The organism is Moraxella sp. CTOTU47618, from assembly GCF_032017425.1.
Lineage (GTDB): Bacteria > Pseudomonadota > Gammaproteobacteria > Pseudomonadales > Moraxellaceae > Faucicola > Faucicola tetraodonis.
Genome location: NZ_DALZPW010000008.1, coordinates 112,081 through 127,195, shown reverse-complemented (window position 1 = coordinate 127,195; position 15,115 = coordinate 112,081). Strand labels below are relative to the sequence as shown.

Genomic DNA, 15,115 nt, shown 5'->3' with positions numbered 1-15,115 from the left:
TATTCTTCTACTTTATGTGGATTTGTGGTAGTTTTTAATTTCTTTTACTATAGTAAAATCAATGAGCTTAGTGCCAGACTGGTTTTGCAGTCGCTCAAAAAAAACTTGCCCCAGATCGTTATTTTTTAACTCAAGCTTAATATCGGTAAGCAAGCGATTAATATCATCGTCTTTTAGGCTTGGATTAATTCGTTTAAGCGATTGAACAAAAACGGAGATAAGAATGTTACATTCCTTATCGAAATCATCTTTATACTCTTTGACCGATAGATAGTCGTAGCCAAGTCGCATTAAGTGTAGAATAGTGGGTATTTTAACTCGCGTATCTTCGTTTTGGGTTGCCATTGGTACTATCTTTTATCGTTAATAGGTTAGTTACATGAGGTGAGTGAATCTAGATACTTTACAAGATTAATGTAAATATGCACAAAAAACAGCCACAGATGCGTTGCTTTTTAATGAAATCACTTTAAAGTTGCTAATTTTTCTTTACCTAATTGAGTAAGGCGGTACTTTTGGTATTTTGAGTTCGGTTTATCTTTAATCGTTTTTTCTATTAAGTTAAGCTGTTCAGCAGGTCGGTAATAGTTTTGGTTGTAAAACTTTCGAGATTCTAAGTCTATCCCAAGTTTTTTCATAATTTCTTTGGTAGATAATTCTTGCTCATCAATGATTTTTAATAGCTGTTCGATTTTTGAGTTAGCATCATATAAAGTAGTTTCGGTATTAGATATACTCATTGATTGGGCTTGTTCTTCTAATACAGGTGAGACCGTTGATTCATCTTTAGAAACCTCATTAATGTTTGAATTTTTCGCTTTATAGCCTTTAAAGTAATTGAATTTTCTTGATACAGGGAGACGATGTCTTAGTCTTATATGATCAGGACATTTAATAAATGTAGGTGGATCTTCTTTAGCAATCTTGGGAACACCAAATCTGATGATTGCAATATTTTCACCATTAAACTCATAGATATTGATATCATAACCAATAGGTAGATTGGGGAATTCTTCTAAAATCGGTTTTATACTCTGAATTTCAAAAGTCTTTAAACCTCGAGGTCTTGAACTTACTGAATGATATGGTATACCGAAAAGTTCATAGCGGTCTATTCCAATTAAACAGTAATAAACTTCATCGTTTTTTGGAAGTAAAAGATTCACAAAGTATTCTTGAATCATTTTCTTAAATATAAGTTTATCTTCTTCATACCAATCTCTAAAAAATTGAAGACGATTTTGTTTTTCATCACGACTGTAAGCAGATTTTAGGGCTTCATACTCCGACTTATTCATTTTACTATACATAATTTTACTCATTTTTTGATTAATTGATTTTTAACATTTCACCATATTCTTTTCAAAAAATATAGAGCTACTTTAATAGTAGCTCTATATTCCTCTGAACTGACCCGATATTGTCGGCGACTCCACTTCGAGCATAGCCCTACGTCTTACACTTGGGCGAAGCAGTGCTCGCTATTCCTCGCTCAGACAATGCAATCGCTGAAAGCGTGAATGGATTCTACAAAACGGAGGTGATTCATTATTTAAAACAACACTGGGAGGGGTGAATGATGTTGCACTGGCTACCCTTGGTTGGGTACACTGGTACAACTATGAACGATTGCATTCTACTAATGGATATTTGTCGCCTATTGATGCGGAAAATATCTACTATCGTTCACTAAAACAGTTAGGCTATGCTGCCCGACTCAAGCAATCTTGTCTCCGATAAACTCGGGACGGTTCAATATACAAATTTGAATTTAACGAGGTCATATTTGATTATCTACAAATAACTGAAGCATCTTTTCCTCATGCTTCTTAATAATGTCTTGATACTCTTGCATAGTGATGTCATTAGAGTCTTTCTGAAGCTTAACATCTTTAACGAACTCAAGCATTTTAAGATTCGGAATATTTTCCTTACCTTTAACATACTCTCGTCCAAGAAACTTACTTTTAATCATAGAAAGCTTCACAGCAGGGATATTGTTGCTAAATGAAGAGTTTTGGCTATGGCTTATTAAAAAAAGGTTGCCAAAGCTGTCTCTGTCTTGAATAGGCATAGGTTTATATCCGTCTGCTGTCTGAGAATAAAAATGCTCGACTGAGCTTCTGAAAGAAAAATCAAAATCGCTGAAAGCATCTTTACCATTTTTCCTAAAATTTTTCTTCCAAATCAAATAGTCTAAGTAATTAAATACGAAATTATTTTTTATGTATTTATAAATAAGTAAATCACGATTAATTTCTTCAATTGATTCAACATGGCGTTGCGGTTCTGCATGGTTACTGTAAATAATGTGATAGTAATCTAATTCATCAATCGACCCTTTATCAACCAAATAGCGGTCAAATAAAAAGCTATTAGCCATTTTTAATAGATAGTGCAGATATTCATTACCATCAATGGGATTCTCATATTCGTAATTGTCAGATAACCATTGTAAAGAACCATTTAGCCAATATTTGTAATTCATTGACGGAATTGAAACATGGAAACTCGCAAGTAACATCATGATTTGACGGTTTAAGTCACTTTCAAAAGTTTGCTTGTAGTAGTGTGTTTTCTTGTTCTTCGTATAATACTGTATTTCCCATGATTCATTATCTTGTTCACGTTCTCTCTTAATAATGTAAGTGTCAAACAAATATTTTGTTTTAAGCAATTGATAGGCAAATTTCTTAACTTGCCTTCTAATAACCATTTCATCATGATTATTAAATAAGTACTCGTCAAACTCGGTCAACAAAGCCTTATCATCTAAACTTACATTTTTTTGAGTAAAAACTCTAAGTACATGAAGTAAAAAGCTTGGGAAATTGATAACGGTACCAAATCTTTGTTGCTCATCCTCTTTAACTGGATTTTTTGAAGAAAAAGTTTCTTTTGAATGGATAATTTCATGAAGTGTCTTTTTCTCAATATTATCTTTGCTCTGTTCTTTAAAGGCATCAATAACAGTATAACAATCTGCTATTTCTTTGAAGCTATTGGGAACTAAATCTGCCCATGAATTATCAAATATTTCAGTTCTCAACTTAGTATCAAAACCTGTCTGAACATATTTTTCCATGTTAGCAACGCTTTCCCAAATATCATTAAAAATTTTTGTCGATTTTGAGTCATGAGCTAAGTAACTTAAAAATTTTGCTTTTAATACCTCATGTTTTTCAAGTTGTTCACCTCTATTATTCATCACCTCAAAATAATGATTTAGGTCTGTATGTTCTGGAACTTCAATTCTTAGGATTTTTACATTGTTGAAAAGGTATTTACAAAATACTGATAAGGTGGTTTCATGTTCTGTCAGCTTTTCCGTCAGGGCACTTTCAATAATCTTATACCCACTGATGATATCAGGATTTAATTCACTCTCATCATTATATTGCTTTCTTTTAATTCTTTTCTCAAATTCTTTTTCAAAAAGTTTATTCAAAGTCTCAGTTGATTTTTGACGATTATCAAAAATTATGTTCTGCTTAATGAACCAGCCTAAATCAATAGTATCATCAAGTTTTGGAGCGTGGTTTTTTAAGTAAGTTGTTAGTAACGTTAATGTGCTAAATCTCTGTTGTCCATCTATTACCTCGAAATCTGTTTTTTGATTTTTACCAGTTCTCTTAAATACTATAAGTGAGCCAATATAATAGTTTTCGTTGTTTGAAGCTCTAGTCGTATAATTAATAATATCTTCAATCAGCTGATTAATTTCTTCATCTGCCCAAGCATAATTACGTTGATAAATAGGAATTACATAGTTTTCATTGCTTAATATTTCTTTTATTGTCATGAGTTTTGGGAGTTCATTTATGCTACGCATCTTTCATATACCCTAATTTTTTAAATAATTTTGAGATTTCACCAGTTTTGCTTGATTTCTCACCTTCTACCATTGGTATGCGGAATGTCAAAAACTCTTTAGGTTGGTGTGCTTCGCTCAAGTGCTCAAACAAATTACTCTCTAGAATATAGTTGTCCACAGAAGCCAACTGAACCTTTTCGTGGTTCAATCTTAAGCTATAAATCCATATAAAGATTTTTCTAATGGCATTTGATAAATCTTTATCTTTGAATTTATCAATGTAAAATACCAGTAATGACTTAAATACTCTTAAAATATAAATATCACCAATCCTAATGTAGGAATTATTGTAAGTGTAATTATTTATCGTTATTAGAATTTGCTTAGAGTTTTCGTCTATATCAAAATTTTTGTCAAATTTTTCTAAATCTAACTCATTGAATCGTTTTCTGTAATGCTCAACCATTTCAAAAAATCTTTTACCATTAATAATCCTTTGATCAAGCTGAAATGGAAACTTAACGCCACTTTTTAGATTTAAAATTATGTATTGTTCTGCAAACGGGTAAATCTCATCATTATCTAAATTTATCCCTTTAAACATACCAATTTCAGATTTGGTGAAATTTCGGCTTGACTTGCTTTGTATCCAACCACGAGTAGGATAAAGATAATAGGCAAAAAAACTTTTCAAACTCTTGGCGGATAAACTTTCCCAATAAGTGACAATTCCAGAAATTTCGTCTTTGTCCCGTTCGCTAAATTCTCTCAAATGAAAGGCTTTAAGAAGGTCGTGTGGGTCTAAATCTTTGCCTCTAGCATTTTGTGCGTCAAAAAACTGAAAAGCCTCTGATATATCATCAAGTGTTACGACAACTACCTCGCATTTTTTTAGCAAAAATTCAATGATATTATTTTGGAACTCAGGCTTCTTTAATTCCTGTTCTATTAAACGGTAATTTTGCTGAATATTAGCCTTTGAGATATCACTGATAAACTTAAGAGTATTACTAATTGAGCTTACTTTTTTGCTTAATTGGATCAGTTTAAAACGATTCAAACAATTATCATTATTTAAATAAGCAAGCAATATTAAGATAATTGAGATAAATCTTTGCTGTCCATCGACAATAAAAAATTTTTGTTTTTCTTTGAAAAGTACCATAGTTCCAAGACGATAAGATGGCAGTTCTAAATTTTTCTGCAAGTCATCTAGCAAGCTCGCTATATGCTCTTCTTGCCACTTATAAGGTCGCTGGTACTCAGGAATTTCAAGCTTATAGTTTCTTAATAATCCTTCAATTGTCAAAACATCGACAAATTTTGGTTTAATTCTTTTGTTATTATATTTATAGGAAGTTTGTGATTTTGATCTTATATTGGCTGAACCAGTTTTACGTCTTAACATAGTTTGATAAGTCGACATAAATTTAAAACCATTTAATATTTTGAAAACAGATTCAATTTACCAGAATTGCTAAACAATACAAGCATAATTATAAATATGGTGGACTTATACCTATATGTGAATTTTTAAGATAAAAAAATAAGCCTGTATATCACAGGCTTATTTATGCTCTCAGTCATGCAGACCGACTAGCAATTTTTTGATGAATCCATTCCGCTACTTCACTAGCCACCCACGCGACCCGCACTTGAGAAAGCTGTACCTTTTTTGGGAAAGTTGGGTCGTAGTGATCAGACTTTTCATCAATCATGCGATAAATTGTGGCACGGCTTAGACCAGTGCATTTAATAACATCTTGGATTGAGATAAGCTGTGGCATCACGATTGTTGTTAGCTGAAGGTTGTTTGAATTGATTGTTTTCATGATTAACTCCTGCATTGATACAAGGGGAATTTCCTTTCATATCAATGCGCTGTCTCATATTTTTTTACGTCATCTCATCTTAGCTAACGTTCCTCACACTCCGCCTAAGCTCATCCTCAAGCGACTGCCACTGTCCATCGGATGAATTACTATCACTCCCCACTGACCGAACAATCGCATCGCTATCCGCATCCGCATTATAAAACTCCTCCACGATTGCCAATCCCTCATCTGAATCCACCTCAAACGCTGAATTGGCATAGCCAAGCTTAGCCACCTCCTCTAACGCCTGCTGATTGAAACCAGACTGTAGTTGCTGGGCATGAATCGCCTGAGCATTTTCCACCGCATCCTTTAAGCTCACATTATCCTGCAAGGTCAAATCCACGTAGTAAATGGGTGTCCGATAGCTTTGTGTCGTACTCTTCCCACGAATCGTTAGCTGTAACGGTAAGCAAGACAACAAGCCACCTGAGACCGCATTAAAGTAACTTAAACGAGCCATCAGCGTTCTGATTGAATTGTAGCCTGTGGTACGAAAGATAAATGAGCCTAACTCATCGACATCATCTAAGTTGGCATATAGTCTTCCGAACACTTTACAGTTACCGTTTTGTCCTAAAGGGCAATTCTCAGGGCTGGGGCAAGGCAATTGCTCAACGCCGTTTTGGGTACGTCGTTGGCATTGCTCGCCATTACCGACACAAATCGGTCTGCCTGTTTGTCGATCAAACAGGGTGTACTCTGCTCGAAGGTTTAATTCAGGCGTGTTAAACAACATCCGTACAGGAATTTGGCGTAGTTTGCCATTACTGGTTAAATTGGCATTTTGACGTAGCTTGTCATCAAGGGGATGCTTAATCCAACCGTCTTTACATTGCACTTGGCTGGTGATGGTAAATTGGTCATCTTTCTCCGGTAAGCGTTTACCATTTTTCTCGACGACCTTACCGATGGTGATTCTGCCTAAAATAGGCGGTGTGATGGTTAACCCTTTAATCATGGGTGTTCTCCTTGGTTTAATTTAATAGATTGGGTTAAAAGGCTTGCTTAATTGGCTGATTGAATCAAATAAAAAACCCATGCTTGATAGACAAACATGGGCGGTGTTCTGATTAGAATAAGCGGGTGATTGTTAGCTAGTTAGCATTACTCTTTGACATTCACCAGAAAACGACGACTGCCTTGTCTTACCTGTGGGTATTGATTAAGTAGCTCGGGTTGGTCTTTGAGCAGTGCCTTAGTATCTAAACTCACGCTATCTTTAGCTTTCTTCCAGCTAACTGAGCCATTGGCAAAGGTCGCAAGCTCTGCTGTTTTCATGATCTGCTGAATTTGCTGTTTGAGAAAATCAAAGCGGTGTTGATGGTGATCAATCAGCTTTTTCTGCTCGGTCAATTCATTAAACCAAGTGTTTAAGATGTCATTGTCCCGATAGTCAATGATTTCACCCTGACTAGTGGGATAAAGCTGACTTAAGGCTTTCGCTGCTGATTCACTGCCATCGGCAGGCGGTGGTACATCCTTTTGCACGTACTCCCAGAACCGCCGCTCTTGGTTAATCAATTGGTTAATGATTAACTCATCTCGCTTAATTTCATACACCCGAGCTTCATGCCCACAGATGAGTACACAGACATGGGCTAAGCTTTTACCGGTTACCGCTAACTGGTGCTGTACTTGGCAAGTGACATACAGCGGTACGCCATGTTTCCATAGCTTTGCGCCATGCTCCCCTGTGGTTTTAATCTCCAGAACGCCCACTTCTGACTTATTAACGGCATAATCAAGATTGGCAAGCATAAAGGAGTTATCGGGGTCAGGATGTTGCAGGACTGCATTAACACGGCGAACTTTATTGCCTGTCTTAGCGGTGTAGTACTTGGCAATGAGTGGCTCAAGCTCTTTACCCCAATATAGCGGTGAATAGGCATTTTCCATCAGTCCTTCGGATAAGTCAGGATTTTGTCGTCCTGTCTTAATCAGCCATAGCTCAAGCATGGACATATAGGGATTAAGCCCACAAGCGGCAGCGGCATCGCTACCGCCAATGCCTGTGTTGCGAACGGCTAACCAATCTTGATGGCTTAAGTTTTTAGTATCAGCGAGGCGTCTAGCCGACTTGGGTTCATGTCCTGCTGGGCGTACCTTTACTGATTGGCTATCATTTGTGGGGGTGGCTTGAGTAGGTAGGGTTAAATCATTCATGCTGTTATCTCCTTTGGTTAAATGTTTGTAAAAAAAGGGCATAAAAAAACCACGCCTTATTGCTAAAGCGTGGTTGTTAGAGTGTTTTAGATAGTAGATAAATTGCTTTAAGCGACTTGTTCTAATGACTGGTGCTAGGCAATCAGTCGCATCGCTTCTTCAAGCCCCTTTTGCTTTAAGTTAGCCCCAGTGCCAAACCAAGCTGAGTCTAGACGATGGTCGGTAGACATAGCCCGGCGTTCATGGTCAACAAATTCAGTCACGGCACACAATAAGCCATAAGCGGTATCCCGAGCTGAGTCTAAATCTGCACCCCGACCTTGACCGTTAAACATGGTCATGATTTGGTTCATGGCTTTGGCATTGGGGACTGCCTTTTGGGTTTTCTTATTGGTTGGGAACATAATCAGCGTATCGTCAACGTCATTGAACAATCGGTTGAGATAGTTGGTGGCTTGTGCTTGAGTTATCCGCCGTTCAGTGAGCTGCTTCATTTGGTACATATGCTCATTCCACTGATTGATGGAAATCCCGAGTTGGTTTTTCACCTTATCGGCATCAAATACGGTTGAGTGTGGCACTTTGACCACGCCACCTGATTTGTCCGCTAGGCTGATTGCAAGGGTATTGTTACAAACGACCCGAATACTGGTAAATTGGGCAGTCGTAGCAAGCGTACCATCACAAGCGGTTGCCAGTAAGATATAGCCATTACTAACATCTTTGCCTTTAAGGGCTGTGGATTGCCCAGTTTTCGCCAGTGCCCAGAACTTACGACCGCCTTTGAGTACGCCTGCGGTTTCAAGCTCAAAGTCGGCTTGCTCAGTCAAATCCCGATAAAACTCCAAGATTTCACGTGGCTGGACTTCTTGGTAGCGTTGTGAGACGACGGATAACGGCTCTAGGGTATCTGAGCGATACAGTACCTTGTTATCAGCAAATGGCATAATGAGCTTGCCACTTGCGGCATGATTGGCATAGTAGCTGACATCCGATGATTCGATTGTCCAGTCCATGCCTGCTTGTTCTGCCCAAACTTCGATGGACTGGTTGGGGGTAAGCTCGTTACCTAAACCGTGCCAAGGGGTTTCGCCAACATATGCCATTGTTTGTACTTCGTGTGCCATGATAATTACTCCTTTAATGAATTAGTTTAATAAATGGGTTAGCTTGATGATACAAGCTGAGTTGGACAGGCAGTGTCCGTCACAGGTTGAGATAAGGTGCGATTGTCAGTATCAAAGACTTGGTTGCAGTTGCCACAGTAGTAGCTGTGACAGGCAGTTTGATGATTGCCTAGATTGCTTAAGGCAATGCCTACCACGGTGCCAATCACCATGCCTAGGCTGGGGGGTATAACCAGTTGTTTACAGACACTTGCGCCTACGCTTGCTAACACGGCAGGTGATAATAAGGTTGGATCAAGTGATTGTGGGAAATTTGGGTTGCCAGTTGTCACAGGAACAACCTGACTGCTAAAGCATTTGGGACATAGAGGTTTCATTATATTGCTCCATAGGGTTAAATTTAGGACATAAAAAAGGTCTGCTAATTTTCATAGCAGACCTTGGATTTAACGCTGTTCACATAAGCCATTGAATTACCAATGGTTATGTCATATGGGTAATATATATCTGAAAAATTTTAGAAATGGACTACATCCGATTCACACCACGTCGCCAACTGACATTAAATTGTCCTTTGCCAAAGGTACGCATATTAGGCAAGCGAGCAACAGGATGTTGATATTCCTCCTTCTCAAACTCTGTTAAATAACTAGCAACATCTATTGCACATTGGACTTGTTCTATGTTGTTCCGATAAATCATACCAATACCTATCGGCACATATTTAGACAAATTCATCAAGTAGTGTGAATCATGACAGTTAAAATAATACCCTGTGAAATCGGTGATTGACCGCCATTTCTCTCCCACCTGCAATGCCAATCCATAGGCATTTTGGTGTTTAGCACCGTCATAGATAAGTAGCAGATGAATATGGAAGCTCTTTTTCTTACCTGCTTCAATTGCCCATGCAAACCCTTGTAAATCACTTAAACAAGTCTTCTTGTTAGAAATCAATTCTCTAAGCGTTGACATATGCTGAGCAAAATCATCAACACTTACCATGTCTTTGCAATCGTCACGATAAAATAAGTCTACCCTAACGAACAGTAGGCGAGAATAATGCGATATCAGTTGGGTCAAATACCCACGCAACTGCTTTTCATTCTGCTTCTCTTGAGATAACTGATTTTGAATTTCAGCCATCACTTGATGGCGGTATAATTCAAGGGTTACCAAAAAAGCCTGTGTATGCTTAACATCCCATTCAACATCACAATGATATTGGCTACCTATTGCAACATTCATACTGCCCAAAAAGGCATGTATGGTTTGGTTGTACTCCAAACCATCATCGTACATTGCCAAAAAAGGCAATCGCAATTGATTAATACGATTTGTTATATCAATCAAATCGGTATTACCATCACATAGTACTGATTTTACCAATTCATCGATTTGGTAAAGGACTGTTACATTCGCTAGATTTACTGAATTCACTATTGACTCCTTGTTAGCTGTTTAATGCATAACAAGGATAGAAATTGTATTTTTTTAGGGTAGCAGTATTGCTAGTATCATTTGGTAATAGGTTAGCTATGTTTAATAATAGCACTAATTGATATTACTCATAACATAATGGTGGTGACACCATGATAGATATCAAAGAATATTCTTATTAGATAATTAACCAACTAATTACCCTTCAGTCAAAACCAACTTACCTTTGACCACTTGCCTTATTTTATAAAGTTTTATAGATCGATTAGCAGTCAATTCTACATTTTATAAAGTTTTATAGAGCGATTAGCAGTCAATTCTAATAAAATCCAAAAAATGGAGTTACACCATTTTTATATTTTGAAACTGATTACAATGCTATCTGAAATTTTCATAAACTTGGTAATACTAATACTCTAAAAAATATTAAAGTAACTTGGATGTATTTTTTAAGAATAGTTGATTAATAAACTATTTTGTTGATCAGTATAATACTCATAAATTCTTATTTCATTTTTATTAATATGAATTAAGTAATAAAAATACACTGATTTGAATGAATAGACAGATTTTTTATACGATAAAAAAAGTAGATTTTTATTTATAAGAATAGGATAATAATTATTAGAATTTTACTATTTAAATATGAGTTTAATTATGATTGCTAAAACTAGAAATGTTTCTGAAGATAAAATAAAAATAAAACAGAAATTAGATAAGATGAACTCTCGAAGTTTGGAATGGATATATCATGAATTATCAAGTCATCCTAAAATTTATAAAGGACAACGGATACCCTTAATTTCTATTAGCAGAAGTGATGAATGGTATACAGAAACTATTTATAATTATTTTGAAAGTTTAGACAATCCACTAATTATTTGGCATAAAGTCAATAAAAATCTATTAGAATATCTGTCTGTCGAAAAATACTATGCATGGGCTTTAAAAAACCCAAAAGGTACATTTTTTTTATTACATTCATTAAACTTGGCTGGGGTAAATTTAGGAGTATACTGTAGTTTAGAAGAAATGAGAGAAGCTATACTTAGGATAACTAATTCATCATCCATATCCTATATCGTTAAAGAAACTGACACACAGACTACATATCCGTATAAAATAGTCCAACGCTTTGACATTCCTGAAAAACACAACTATCAATGGCAGGAATACTTTAGATATGCACAAGAAAAATGGTACGAATTTGAAAAAAATTATATAGCCATTAAGTGGATAAAACCTAAAGACAAAGAATTAATTGACTGGGTGTACACTTATAAACCAAAATGTTCCTCACATTTTTTGGTTAATTACTTTTCTCCGCTAGATAATGATTACAAGAGTAAATATCTGCATATAATGTTTTCATTAAATCTACATGCAGGAGTTATATTTAATAAGACTTACACCCAAGGTAAAAACAAAGAAAAAACAATACTAGTAGATTTTAGGGAGATGACGGTTAAGCTTCTTAAGGATGCTTGGCAAAATCATAAATTAAATGAGAAAAATCGAAATTACAAAATCTCTATAACTTTACCTAAAGACACTTATAGTAAGCTTTACGAATTGAAGAAGAATGGGTTAAAAACTGATAAGAATGTAGTTATTAAAGCTATTGAGTCTCTATATGAAGAATTACTACTAGGAGAGCCTCTAGCTTTCGAGAGCGAAGAAATAGACGAATACGAGGTGCTTAACGATAGCGAGAAAAGGATAAATTAAGTATAGGTGATAATTAAAACATCACAAGTACCCTACCAAGTACCTTTGTATTAAATATATGAGAAAAAACTATAGCAAATCAAACACTTAGTCTAATAAAATGGTGCGCTCGGCGGGACTCGAACCCACGCCACAGGCTTCGGAGACCTGTACTCTATCCAGTTGAGCTACGAACGCTTTGATTGGCATTGAAAAAAAGCAGTGGACTATTCTAGCAAACTTTTCGTACAATAAGCAAATCATCAAAATTACTGCCAAAAACTGCTCGGCAAAGTTGATAGCACATATTAAATAAGCATAGCTTTTTCAGATAATTTTCCCTTATAATAGTATGGAAAATAAATCTATGTAACATTTATCGCATCAATATTGCATCAACGGATACAATCGAGCAATCTAATGGCTCATATTGTCCGTTTCAAAAGTATTACGATAATTTAATTCACCTGTTTGAGAGAACGTGACGAATGAAAAAAGTAGTGATGTTATCAGCGATTACTATGCTAAGTCTTGCAGGTATCGCTGTCAGCCAAGCTGAGGATAAAGCCAGTGCCCCTGCAGCGGCATCAGCTACCGCTAGCGCTTCAAGTACCGCGACTGCCTCAAGTACTGCAACTGCTTCAGCCCCTGCATCCTCTGCCGCTCCGGCAAAAAAGGAAGCAGAAAAAGCACCTGAAGATCCACCTCAAGTTGCAAAATTGGTTGCATTATACCCAAATCTAATCGCACGTATTGCCCCCCAAGGTAAAGTTTGTTTTGAAGGTAAAGAGTGTGATATCACTATTGCCGCTGCATTGGGCGCCGCTGACCCAAACAAACCACGTGAAGGCAAAGTGATTTATGAAGGTGTTTGCCATACTTGTCACGCAGCAGGTCTGTTAGGTGCACCAAAATTTGGTGACAAAGGCGCTTGGGGTCCCCGTATCGCTAAAGGTACCGCTACCCTTCACCAACACGCGCTACAAGGCTTTAACGCCATGCCAGCCAAAGGTGGTAACGCTGATTTGCTAGATGTGGAAGTGACCAACGCGGTTGATTATATGGTGTCTCAAGCCAAATAGTCATTTTTAGCCCAGATGAAGCCTATCAACTGATAGGCTTTTTTAATTGTATCATTGATATAATTTAACTTAACTTAGTGCATTCAAATCTTTAAACTGTCCAACCCATCCCCATTAAGGTCTCACCTTTAACCAGAACCTGCATTGCTATGGCAAATTTTGACACTACCATCCCTGCTCTAAAAATCTCCCAGCTTACCAAAACCTATCCAAATGGTTTTGCTGCCCTCAAAGGCATTGATTTGACCGTACCCCAAGGTGGATTTTTTGCCCTACTGGGTCCCAATGGTGCGGGTAAATCCACCACCATTGGTATTATCAGCTCGCTATTTAAACCCAGCTCAGGCTCGGTAGAAATTTTTGGGGTAGATTTGCTTAAACAGCCTGCCAAAGCCAAGCAGTTCTTAGGCGTGGTGCCGCAAGAATTTAACTTTATGCAGTTTGAAAAAATCGAAGATATTTTGATTGCCCAAGCAGGCTATTTCGGTATACCTACCAAGGAATCTCGCCCGCGCGCCGAAAAACTCCTTAAAGCATTGGGGCTTTGGGAAAAACGCGATGACAAAGCGCGTATGCTCTCTGGCGGTATGAAACGCCGTTTGATGATTGCGCGTGCTTTAATGCACCATCCCAAACTGCTGATTTTGGATGAGCCGACTGCAGGGGTCGATATTGAACTGCGCCGCTCGATGTGGGATTTTATGCAGCAAATTAACACGGAAGAAGGTACGACCATTATTTTAACCACCCATTATTTAGAAGAAGCTGAGCAGCTGTGTAAAAACATTGCTATCCTTGACCAGGGTGAAATTCGTATCAATACCGATATGAAAAGTTTGCTTACCAGCCTTGATGTGGAAAGCTTTGTGTTTGATTTGGCGCAACCTTATCTGTCACCAATTGCTTTAACCAATGTGGTAAAAACCAAGCAGCCAGACCCGTTGACCCTTGAAGTCACGCTCAAAAAAGGCGACAGTTTAAATGACGTCTTTGCCCAGTTAAATGCTCAAAATATTCAGGTAGCGAGTATGCGTAATAAAGCCAATCGCCTTGAAGAGCTGTTTTTGGGGATTGTTGAAAATAATTTGACTGAAAAATTGGAGAATTAACATGGATTTTCAGCGCCAGTTGGTTGCATTTAACACTTTGTTAGTCAAAGAAATCCGCCGAATTCTTCGCATTTGGCCGCAAACGCTGTTACCCCCTGCCATCACCATGAGTTTGTATTTTATCATCTTTGGTAAAATGATTGGCGCGCGCGTTGGCGATATGGGCGGTGTTTCCTACATGCAGTTTATCGTGCCTGGCTTGATTATGATGTCGGTGATTACCAATAGCTACTCCAATGTGGTATCGAGTTTTTTTGCCACCAAGTTTCATGGTAATATCGAAGAGATGCTGGTCAGTCCGATTTCTAAACATACCATTTTACTGGGCTTTATCGCGGGCGGTTTGTTTCGGGGGTTGACCATTGGCGCGATTGTGACGGTGCTCGCGTTGTTTTTTACTCAGTTATCACTGGTTCATGCGTTTGTCACGATCTTTACTGTGGTGATGACCTCAGCATTGTTTTCGCTGGGCGGTATGATTAATGCGGTATTTGCCCGCTCGTTTGATGATATTTCCATCGTACCCAGTTTTGTGTTGACACCCTTGACGTATTTGGGCGGCGTGTTTTATTCACTTAAAGATTTATCGGGATTTTGGCAAAACATATCGCTACTAAACCCCATTGTTTATATGGTCAATGCTTTTCGCTATGGTATTTTGGGTCATTCAGATGTCAATGTATGGTCATCTTTGGTAGCGATTGGGATTTTTACCGCGATATTTTATGGTATTGCGTATTATCTTTTAGCAGATGGCTCACGCGTTCGTTTATAACTTAGATAATTTAGTTAAATT

The 15,115-nt window shown here is 37.4% G+C and carries 14 protein-coding genes, 1 tRNA gene and 1 pseudogene; 5 read left to right on the top strand and 11 right to left on the bottom strand.

Annotated features, from left to right (window positions below; genetic code table 11):
* Positions 1–12: 12 nt before the first annotated feature.
* Positions 13–345, bottom strand: a complete 333-nt coding sequence (locus RTS09_RS07985; protein WP_312535902.1) for a type I restriction endonuclease — start codon at positions 343–345, stop codon at positions 13–15.
* Between the two features lie 119 nt (positions 346–464).
* Positions 465–1,310, bottom strand: coding sequence for a Fic family protein (locus RTS09_RS07980; RefSeq protein ID WP_065252300.1), 846 nt, complete (start codon positions 1,308–1,310; stop codon positions 465–467).
* Between the two features lie 185 nt (positions 1,311–1,495).
* On the opposite strand from RTS09_RS07980, the pseudogene RTS09_RS07975 reads away from it, so the two are divergent.
* Positions 1,496–1,740: pseudogene (locus RTS09_RS07975) on the top strand (integrase core domain-containing protein); the annotation flags it as partial.
* A 40-nt stretch (positions 1,741–1,780) separates the two neighbouring features.
* Here the strand turns inward: RTS09_RS07975 and RTS09_RS07970 are convergent.
* From RTS09_RS07970 to RTS09_RS07935, 8 genes are all read right to left on the bottom strand, one after another.
* Entirely contained in the window at positions 1,781–3,802 is a 2,022-nt protein-coding gene (locus tag RTS09_RS07970) for a GmrSD restriction endonuclease domain-containing protein (protein ID WP_158523495.1), read from the bottom strand.
* A gap of 22 nt (positions 3,803–3,824) precedes the next feature.
* Positions 3,825–5,240, bottom strand: a complete 1,416-nt coding sequence (locus RTS09_RS07965; RefSeq protein ID WP_083106150.1) for a DUF262 domain-containing protein — start codon at positions 5,238–5,240, stop codon at positions 3,825–3,827.
* 157 nt (positions 5,241–5,397) lie between these two features.
* On the bottom strand, positions 5,398–5,646 hold the full coding sequence (locus tag RTS09_RS07960; RefSeq protein WP_172823551.1) for a helix-turn-helix transcriptional regulator: 249 nt from the start codon (positions 5,644–5,646) through the stop codon (positions 5,398–5,400).
* 79 nt (positions 5,647–5,725) lie between these two features.
* Positions 5,726–6,649: a recombination directionality factor gene (locus RTS09_RS07955; RefSeq protein ID WP_312535885.1), complete on the bottom strand. Its 924-nt coding sequence runs from the start codon at positions 6,647–6,649 to the stop codon at positions 5,726–5,728.
* 146 nt (positions 6,650–6,795) lie between these two features.
* Positions 6,796–7,854, bottom strand: coding sequence for a YqaJ viral recombinase family nuclease (locus RTS09_RS07950; RefSeq protein ID WP_312535883.1), 1,059 nt, complete (start codon positions 7,852–7,854; stop codon positions 6,796–6,798).
* 134 nt (positions 7,855–7,988) lie between these two features.
* The gene (locus RTS09_RS07945; RefSeq protein WP_312535879.1) at positions 7,989–8,981 is read right to left on the bottom strand and encodes a DUF932 domain-containing protein; all 993 of its coding nucleotides are present in this window, start codon (positions 8,979–8,981) and stop codon (positions 7,989–7,991) included.
* Positions 8,982–9,019: 38 nt separating this feature from the next.
* Complete coding sequence (locus tag RTS09_RS07940) at positions 9,020–9,358, bottom strand: hypothetical protein (protein ID WP_312535876.1); 339 nt, start codon at positions 9,356–9,358, stop codon at positions 9,020–9,022.
* A gap of 151 nt (positions 9,359–9,509) precedes the next feature.
* The gene (locus RTS09_RS07935) at positions 9,510–10,421 is read right to left on the bottom strand and encodes a YagK/YfjJ domain-containing protein (protein ID WP_312535873.1); all 912 of its coding nucleotides are present in this window, start codon (positions 10,419–10,421) and stop codon (positions 9,510–9,512) included.
* A 657-nt stretch (positions 10,422–11,078) separates the two neighbouring features.
* Between RTS09_RS07935 and RTS09_RS07930 the strand changes: the two genes are divergently transcribed.
* A complete protein-coding gene (locus tag RTS09_RS07930) occupies positions 11,079–12,149 on the top strand; it encodes a hypothetical protein (RefSeq protein ID WP_312535871.1) in 1,071 nt (356 codons plus the stop codon).
* A gap of 101 nt (positions 12,150–12,250) precedes the next feature.
* Here the strand turns inward: RTS09_RS07930 and RTS09_RS07925 are convergent.
* Positions 12,251–12,326 (bottom strand) — tRNA-Arg (locus RTS09_RS07925).
* A 290-nt stretch (positions 12,327–12,616) separates the two neighbouring features.
* Here RTS09_RS07925 and RTS09_RS07920 point away from each other — a divergent pair.
* The 3 genes from RTS09_RS07920 to RTS09_RS07910 all read left to right on the top strand — a co-directional run bounded on the left by RTS09_RS07920 (position 12,617) and on the right by RTS09_RS07910 (position 15,094).
* Positions 12,617–13,210, top strand: coding sequence for a c-type cytochrome (locus RTS09_RS07920; protein ID WP_160002362.1), 594 nt, complete (start codon positions 12,617–12,619; stop codon positions 13,208–13,210).
* 149 nt (positions 13,211–13,359) lie between these two features.
* The gene (locus tag RTS09_RS07915) at positions 13,360–14,319 is read left to right on the top strand and encodes an ABC transporter ATP-binding protein (protein ID WP_312535867.1); all 960 of its coding nucleotides are present in this window, start codon (positions 13,360–13,362) and stop codon (positions 14,317–14,319) included.
* 1 nt (position 14,320) lies between these two features.
* Positions 14,321–15,094: an ABC transporter permease gene (locus RTS09_RS07910; protein WP_312535864.1), complete on the top strand. Its 774-nt coding sequence runs from the start codon at positions 14,321–14,323 to the stop codon at positions 15,092–15,094.
* The last annotated feature ends 21 nt before the right edge of the window (positions 15,095–15,115 follow it).

Coding starts and splice junctions, on each gene's coding strand:
- RTS09_RS07985 (WP_312535902.1), bottom strand. CDS start 345: ATGGCAACCCAAAACGAAGATACGCGAGTTAAAATACCCACTATTCTA.
- RTS09_RS07980 (WP_065252300.1), bottom strand. CDS start 1,310: ATGTATAGTAAAATGAATAAGTCGGAGTATGAAGCCCTAAAATCTGCT.
- RTS09_RS07970 (WP_158523495.1), bottom strand. CDS start 3,802: ATGACAATAAAAGAAATATTAAGCAATGAAAACTATGTAATTCCTATT.
- RTS09_RS07965 (WP_083106150.1), bottom strand. CDS start 5,240: ATGTCGACTTATCAAACTATGTTAAGACGTAAAACTGGTTCAGCCAAT.
- RTS09_RS07960 (WP_172823551.1), bottom strand. CDS start 5,646: ATGAAAACAATCAATTCAAACAACCTTCAGCTAACAACAATCGTGATG.
- RTS09_RS07955 (WP_312535885.1), bottom strand. CDS start 6,649: ATGATTAAAGGGTTAACCATCACACCGCCTATTTTAGGCAGAATCACC.
- RTS09_RS07950 (WP_312535883.1), bottom strand. CDS start 7,854: ATGAATGATTTAACCCTACCTACTCAAGCCACCCCCACAAATGATAGC.
- RTS09_RS07945 (WP_312535879.1), bottom strand. CDS start 8,981: ATGGCACACGAAGTACAAACAATGGCATATGTTGGCGAAACCCCTTGG.
- RTS09_RS07940 (WP_312535876.1), bottom strand. CDS start 9,358: ATGAAACCTCTATGTCCCAAATGCTTTAGCAGTCAGGTTGTTCCTGTG.
- RTS09_RS07930 (WP_312535871.1), top strand. CDS start 11,079: ATGATTGCTAAAACTAGAAATGTTTCTGAAGATAAAATAAAAATAAAA.
- RTS09_RS07920 (WP_160002362.1), top strand. CDS start 12,617: ATGAAAAAAGTAGTGATGTTATCAGCGATTACTATGCTAAGTCTTGCA.
- RTS09_RS07915 (WP_312535867.1), top strand. CDS start 13,360: ATGGCAAATTTTGACACTACCATCCCTGCTCTAAAAATCTCCCAGCTT.
- RTS09_RS07910 (WP_312535864.1), top strand. CDS start 14,321: ATGGATTTTCAGCGCCAGTTGGTTGCATTTAACACTTTGTTAGTCAAA.